The 6896-nt window shown below is 72.2% G+C and carries 7 protein-coding genes; 1 reads left to right on the top strand and 6 read right to left on the bottom strand.

Annotated features, from left to right (window positions below; translation table 11 throughout):
- The 5 genes from BGP03_RS00470 to BGP03_RS00450 all read right to left on the bottom strand — a co-directional run.
- On the bottom strand, positions 1 to 1935 hold a 1935-nt coding region (locus BGP03_RS00470), incomplete at its 3' end, for an alpha/beta fold hydrolase (RefSeq protein WP_299734996.1).
- Between the two features lie 67 nt (positions 1936 to 2002).
- Positions 2003 to 2308 carry an antibiotic biosynthesis monooxygenase family protein gene (locus tag BGP03_RS00465; protein WP_296367114.1) on the bottom strand — a complete coding sequence of 102 codons (306 nt, stop codon included), beginning with the start codon at positions 2306 to 2308 and terminating at the stop codon, positions 2003 to 2005.
- A 194-nt stretch (positions 2309 to 2502) separates the two neighbouring features.
- Entirely contained in the window at positions 2503 to 3441 is a 939-nt protein-coding gene (gene ligD, locus BGP03_RS00460; RefSeq protein WP_298798916.1) for a non-homologous end-joining DNA ligase, read from the bottom strand.
- A 494-nt stretch (positions 3442 to 3935) separates the two neighbouring features.
- Positions 3936 to 4427, bottom strand: a complete 492-nt coding sequence (locus BGP03_RS00455; RefSeq protein ID WP_296377036.1) for a metallophosphoesterase — start codon at positions 4425 to 4427, stop codon at positions 3936 to 3938.
- Positions 4424 to 4798 (bottom strand): FKBP-type peptidyl-prolyl cis-trans isomerase, encoded by a 375-nt coding sequence (locus BGP03_RS00450; protein WP_296376942.1) that lies wholly within the window; start codon positions 4796 to 4798, stop codon positions 4424 to 4426. The genes BGP03_RS00455 and BGP03_RS00450 overlap by 4 nt, the downstream gene beginning before the upstream one ends.
- 198 nt (positions 4799 to 4996) lie before the next feature.
- Between BGP03_RS00450 and BGP03_RS00445 the strand changes: the two genes are divergently transcribed.
- Positions 4997 to 5536 carry a manganese efflux pump gene (locus BGP03_RS00445; protein WP_296376944.1) on the top strand — a complete coding sequence of 180 codons (540 nt, stop codon included), beginning with the start codon at positions 4997 to 4999 and terminating at the stop codon, positions 5534 to 5536.
- A gap of 6 nt (positions 5537 to 5542) precedes the next feature.
- Here BGP03_RS00445 and BGP03_RS00440 read toward each other — a convergent pair whose 3' ends face one another.
- On the bottom strand, positions 5543 to 6895 hold the full coding sequence (locus BGP03_RS00440) for a DNA-binding protein (RefSeq protein WP_298798659.1): 1353 nt from the start codon (positions 6893 to 6895) through the stop codon (positions 5543 to 5545).
- Position 6896: the final 1 nt, after the last annotated feature.

Here is a 6896-nt window from a genome sequence, read left to right as displayed (position 1 = left end):
CCTCACCGCGCTGAACCCGCCCTTGTAGGTCTTGGCGAGGTCGCGGATCTGCAGCGGCGGGGCGTCCGGGTCGGCGACGGTGTGGGTCGTGCGGCGCCGGCGTCGGAGGAGCGCGCCGATCCACAGGGCGAGGGCGATCAGCAGCACCACACCGATCCCGATCGCCGGGCCCAGCGGCACCGTGCTGGCCGAGACGGCCTCCCCGGTGACGGTCGGGATCGTCAGCCCGCCGACGACGCCGACCCGCCACACCGCCGGATCGGTGCCGCCCGCGTAGGCCTGGTCGGTGGTGGCCATCGACACCGCCAGGGTGTGGCCGGCCTCGATCGGCGCCACCACCCCGGGCAGCGTGACGGTGAGCGTGACGGGCGAGCCGTCGGCGGGCACCGCCACCCGGAACGGGGCGACGGAGCTGCCCAGCAGCGTGCGCGTGCCGTCGGCGGCGAGCTCGGAGGTGGACGCGAACAGGATCGCCTCCGCCGGGGCGGGCTGCCCCGGCACCCGGGCGACCGTGACGGTGACGCGCGGCGCGCCGGTCAATGTCGTCGGGGACGCGAACGCCGCGGTGCGGAACTGCGCGGACTGCCCCGGGACGGCCGTGGCCGCCGCGAGCCGGCCCGCGACCGCGCCGAGTGCGGAGCCGATGCCCGGCAGCGACGTGATGGCGGCCGGGTTGCCGCCGGCGGGGGTGACGACGGGCTGTGGGTCACCGGTGAGCGGGAGCTGCTGCGTCACCAGCGGCGCGGTGCCGGGCAGGCCCGGGTAGGCGGGGGCCTGGACGGTGCGGCTGGTGGCCACCGTGGCCCCGGCCCGGATGCCGCTCGACACGGCGTAGGAGAAGCCGGTGCCCGGCGCGTCGCCCTTGCGGGCCAGGTAGTGGTCGAGCCAGGCGCCGATCGTGTCGCGGACGCCCTGGTCGGGGGCGCCGCCGTCGTGACCACCGGAGTACCACATGACCTTGACCGGGGTGCCGTTCGCGGCGATCTGGCGGGCGTTGGCGTCGGCCTGGTCGAGCCCGAACAGCGTGTCGGTCTCGCCCTGCACCAGCAGCGTCGGCGCGGTGATCCGGTTCGTGACGGTGGCGGGGGAGGAGCGGGCCAGCAGCGCCGCGGTGGTGGGTGAGAGCCGGCCCGTCGTCGCGGCCTCGGTGTAGGCGGCGCAGACCTGGGCGGTGAAGCGCCCGCAGGTGGCGTTCGTGCCGGGCGGTGCGGCGGTCGGTGCGGCGGTCGGTGCTGTGGTCGGTGCTGTGTCGCGCGCTCCCGCGGAGGGGCCCGCCCCGGCGGAGAAGAAGATCCCGGCCCAGCCGCGCTTGAACACCCCGCCCGGGGCGAACGCGCCCGCGGCGGGTGTGGTCTCCGGCGCCACCGCGGCGGCCGCGGTCTGGGGGAACAGCGCCTGGTTCAGGTCGTTCCACGTGATCACGGGCGCGATGGCGTCGACCCGCTTGTCGTAGCCGGCGAGCAGCAGCGACAGCGCGCCGCCGTACGACCCGCCCGTGACGCCCACGCGGGGGTCGCCCGGACCGTCCTGCTGCACCTCGGGGCGCCGGGCCAGCCAGTCGACCAGGCGGCTCGCGTCGGCCACCTCGTAGTCGGGGGAGTCGAGCGCGATCTGCCCGCCGCTGCGGCCGAACCCGCGCGCCGACCAGGTCAGGACGACGAAGCCGCGGGCTGCGAGGTCCTTCGCGTCGGTGTCGACCGAGGCCTTGCTCCCGCCGAAGCCGTGGGCCACCAGCACCGCGGCGGCGGGGGTGACGGTGGGCAGGTAGAGCGAGGTGTCCAGCGCGATCGTGCCCGTCGCCCCGGGACCGGCGGGCACGTCGATCCGCTGCTCCTGCACGGCCGGGGTGGTGGCGGCGTTCGCCGGGGCCGTCACGGTGACGGTGGCGGCCGCGGCGAGCGTCAACGCCAGCAGGCCACGCAGGAGGGAGTGCACGGACCGACGTTATGCGACAGCGCGTGCGCTCCGCGCGTCGTTCCTCAGTGCGCTCTCAGGGGGCCTCTCAGGGCGTGGTGTGCGTCACGACCTCGTCGAAGTGCTCGACGTTCGGGGCTCCGTCGAAGTGCGGGCCGACGACCGCGCGCCAGCGGCCGAAGTTCTCCGACTCGCGGAACCCGACGGTGTGGGCCTCGATGCTGTCCCATTCGATGAGCAGGACGAAGCGGGTGGGCGTCTCGGCGCTGCGCGTGAGGCGCGCCGAGCGGAACCCGGGGGTGTCGGAGACGTACTTCAGCCCCTCCGCCACGGCGTCGGCGAACTTCTCCTGCGAGTCGGCAAGGACGGTGAAATCAGCGATCTCGGTGACCATGGACGAACCCTAACCGCTCCGCACCGCGTCCCGGGCGGCCGCGACCCGCCACAGGAACCGCCGGAGATCCGGTCCGGCACCGAGACGTGCTGTGCGAGGACCGGTCGCTCCGGCCGGAACCCCGCGTCGGCGAAGCCCGGGCCGGCGAAGGCGGCGTTCCGCACCCACCGCCGGGTGCCCGACGGCCGGTCGATCTACCCGCCGGCGGCCCGCTTGCGCCGCTTCCCCTCGTGCATGGCCACGACGCGGGGGACCGGGATCGTGTGGCCCTCCGCCACCAGGTCGGCGGGCAGCGGCTGCGGGGCGGGCATGCGGTCGCGCCACGGGTCGGCGTCCCCGAGCCGCTCGACGGCCGTGTGGACCGTGAAGTCGGCTGGCGTCACGTCGTCGAGCTCGGCCCACGTCACGGGGAAGGAGACGGGCACGCCGGGACGGATGCGCGGGCTGTAGGCCGCGACCACCGTGGCCCCGCCCGCGCGGGTGGGATCGAGGAAGACCTTGCCCTCCCGGTCGTCCTTGATGAACGCCGTGGTGGCGACCCCGGGGTCGAGGCGTTCGGCGCGGGCGGCCAGGGCCCGGGTGGCCGCGGCGGCGTCGTCGAACGAGGTGCCGGCGATCGGCACGAACACGTGCAGGCCCTTGGCGCCGCTCGTCTTCACCGCGCCGTCCAGCCCGAGATCGGCCAGCGCCCGCTCGACGAGCCGGGCGGCGCGAACCACGTGGTCGAACGTGCCACCGTCGGGCGGGTCGAGGTCCATCACGAGGTGGCTGGGGTGCTCGGCCCCCACCTCGATGAGCGTGGGATGGAACTCGATCGACCGTTGGTTCGCGAACCAGAGCAGCGTGCGCCGGTCGTCGCACAGCGGGTAGGCGACCTCGCGGTGCGACGTCTGCGCCCACACCGTGGTGGTGGCGATCCAGTCCGGCGCGTACTTCGGCGTGTTCTTCTGCATGAACGGGGCCTGCCCGGGGCGGACCCGCATGACCGAGAGCGGACGGTTGCGCAGGACCGGCAGGATGCGGTCGCCGACGGCGTCCAGATAGTCGATGAGATCGCGCTTGGTGGCACCCGAATCGTCGAACAGGGGTTTGTCGAGGCTGGTCAGCTCCACACCGTCGCGCGATTCACCCATACCCGTTATTGTACCTTCCGCCTGGAAGTCGGATTCCGACCAACTGTTCACCCACCATTTCGCCGCCGTCCTCCGCGGAAGGGTGAAAGAGCATGCATGTCTCACCCATGACGGTGAATCCCCCGGTGAGCCCTCCGACGTCGACATCCCCGCGCACCTGGCCGCGACGATGACGATCGCGGAGCAGCAGGACCGACCGCGCAGCTCCCTCGACCACGCGTTCCTCGAGATCGACGATCACGGTCTGACCCCACCGACCCACCCCGCGAGTCGGCACTTCCGAGCGCGCGAGTCGGCACATCCAGGTGCGCGAGTCGGCACTTCCGGGTGGCCGAGTCGGCGGTCCACGGCGTCACCGGAGGCGGAGAACCGCCGACTCACGGACGCGAAAGGGCCGACTCGCGGACGGGAAACCGCCGACTCGCGGACGGGAAACCGCCGACTCGCGGACGGGAAACCGCCGACTCGCGGACGGGAAACCGCCGACTCGCGGGTCAGAGGTGGTGGAGGGTGACCTGGTCCAGGCGCCCCGGCGTCGTCTCCGCCGTCATCCACGTGTGGGTGGGCTGGCGGCGGCGGTCCGTGGGTGAGCCGGGGTTCAGCAGGCGCAGACCGTTCGCCGCCGTCGTGTCCCAGGGGATGTGGCTGTGGCCGAAGACCAGCACGTCCGTGTCCGGGTAGGCCTTCTGGCAGCGCTTCTCGCGCCCCTGCGCCGCACCCGTCTCGTGCACGACGGCGAACCGGACGCCGTCCAGCTCGACGCGGGCCACCTCGGGCAGGCGTTCGCGCAGGTCGGGACCGTCGTTGTTGCCCCAGACCCCGACCAGACGGGCCGAGCGGGCCTCGAGCGCGTCGAGCAGGTCGGCCGACATCCAGTCCCCGGCGTGGATCACCACGTCCGCGGCGTCGACCGCCTCCCACACCGGTGCGGGCAGGTCCTTCGCCCGCACCGGGACGTGGGTGTCGGAGAGGATCAGCAGGTTCAGGACACGCCCAGCAGGTCGACCACGAAGATCAGGGTCTCGCCGCCCTTGATGGCGCCACCGGCACCGCGGTCGCCGTAGCCGAGGTGCGGGGGGATCACGAGCTTGCGGCGGCCGCCGACCTTCATCCCGGCCACGCCCTGGTCCCAGCCCGCGATGACGCGACCGGCACCGAGCGGGAAGCGGAACGTGGAACCGCGGTTGTAGGAGGCGTCGAACTCCTCGCCGGTGGAGTGGGCCACGCCGACGTAGTGCACCTCGACGGTCTGCCCGGCGCGCGCCTCGGCGCCGTCGCCGGTGGCGAGCTCCTCGATGACGAGGTCGGTGGGGGCGGGGCCGTCGTAGGGGTCGACGGTGGGCTTCGAAGCGGTCATGTGTTCACCCTGCCAGAGGGCTGCCCGCCCGGGAGACAGGGCTCATGGCCCCCAACCGGTCGCCGCTCGGGTTGTGGCACGAACGGTCGTATTCGTGTCACGAACGACGACTGTGACGACGCTTTTCGGGCACGCTTTGCAGGGCGCCGCGCGGATGTATAGCATTCGGTTCAGCAATGGGTTCGACAGGGGGGCCGCATGATCTGGGAGGTAATCGGCCTCGGTTTTCTGCTCAGTCTCGACAATTTTCGCGTGGCGATCGTGCTCGGTACAGTGCCGTTCGGCTTCCGTCGAGCGGTCCAGATAGCCCTGGCCTTCGGGCTCTGGGACGTGGTGATGCCACTGGCGGGTCTGACTGTGGGCAGTGCCGTCGGTGACGTGATCGGATCATATGCCGAATACGTCGGATCGGCGGTACTCGGCGCCTATGGCCTGTATCTCCTCATCACCGCGATGCGGAACCCCGAGGCCGAGGAGCTGGACCACCCCTGGGCGCTGTTCGGCATCCCGTTCTCGCTGGGCCTGGACAATCTCGTGGCCGGTGCCAGCCTGGGGATGCTCGGCTTCTCCCCGGTCTTCTCGTCCGTCGTCTTCGGCATCACGACCGCCGTGATGTCGTTGCTCGGGCTGCAACTCGGCAGATTCGCCGCCCGACTCATCCATATCCGTGCGGATCTGCTCAGCGGTGTCGCGCTGATCGCAGCGGCCGTCATGCTGCCGATCCTCTTCGGCTCGTGATTCCGCCTAGAGACCGAGCAGGTTCCTTATCCTCGCCGAGCTCCGGCGGGAGACCGGGATTCGCTCATCCCGTTGCTGGTCCGTGCTCAGGGTGAGAATCCCGCGGCTCCTGTGGTCGACCCGGCGGACTCGTTCGAGGTTGACGAGATAGCTGCGATGGGTACGGAGGAATCCCCGTGGCGTCAGTTCGGCGTCGACGTTGTCCATTCCGCGGGTCGCCGCGCGGACACGCCCATCGTCGGTGATCAGCCAGACCGCGTGCCCGCTCGCCTCGGCGTAGCGGATCTCCGACGGATCCAGCAGCAGTACCTGGCCACCCTGAACGGCCGCGATCCGGCCGATCGCACCGGCTGCGGGCGCGGCCAGCTCCTCGCCGTCGCTCGCCGGGTCGTGGGAGAGCAGCCACCCGATCACACCGGCGCCCACGCGGACGGGAGCCATCGAGAACATCTCGGGGCGCCCGACCAAGGGGGTGCCGAGGTCGGCCGATCCGATCCAGTCGGGATTTCTCTCCGCCCTGCCCTCGGCCTGCCCGACGATGCTGCGGAGCGTCGCACCCCCTGCCCTCCGGCGGCTCGCCGGATCCACCATGAACCCCGCGGGCAGATCCCGGAGCAACGCCCTGGCTCCGTCGTTGCCGGCGACGACGTTGCCGGCCAGGTCGATCGCCAGCAACCCGCCGACGGAGGTCGACTCGGCCTTCGTGAACTCCCGCGAGATGGTGACGCCGTCCTGCACGGCCTGCTCGCGTAGCCCGGCGTTGACGGGCTCCATCTCCGCTGCGATTCCGCTCGCGTAGCCGCTGATGTCCTCCTGCGAGCACAGGGAGATGTTCAGGGCGGCCACGGGGTCCCGCGTCACGGCGTCGTAGACCGCTGCGCCGGCGCAGTTCCACCCGTGCATCTCCTGGCACCAGTGCTCCGGACCGCGGACCACGACGGGATGATCCTGCAGGATGGCAGTGCCCATGCCGTTGGTGCCCGTCGCCGCCTCGGACCAGTTGAAGAACGGGGCGAGGCCGCTGTCCGCGGCACAGCTGCGGAGTCCACGCGTGCCCCAGGACGCGACGATCTGACCCTCCCCGTCGGTGACCGTGGCCAGGCATCCCGCGCCGTGCTCCGCGAGCGCGGAGGCGATCCCGCCGAGCTGGGCGAACACGCCGGGGTGCGCCGGCCGATGGCTGTGCCCCCGGGTGGTGGTCGTCGGACGCCAGAGCAGGGGATCGATCTTGTGCACGTCGCGACACCGGTGCCACGACCGCAGTATCGGCGGCGGGATCCCCTGCACGTCGTCCTCGCCGGAGACGAAGCGCTCCCAGGCGGTCAACGTCCGGCGCCGGTGCTCCCGGTCGGTGCCCATG

Origin of the sequence: Pseudonocardia sp. 73-21 (assembly GCF_001899645.1) — a bacterium.
Taxonomy (GTDB): domain Bacteria; phylum Actinomycetota; class Actinomycetes; order Mycobacteriales; family Pseudonocardiaceae; genus Pseudonocardia.
This window is presented reverse-complemented; position numbering and strand designations above follow the sequence as displayed.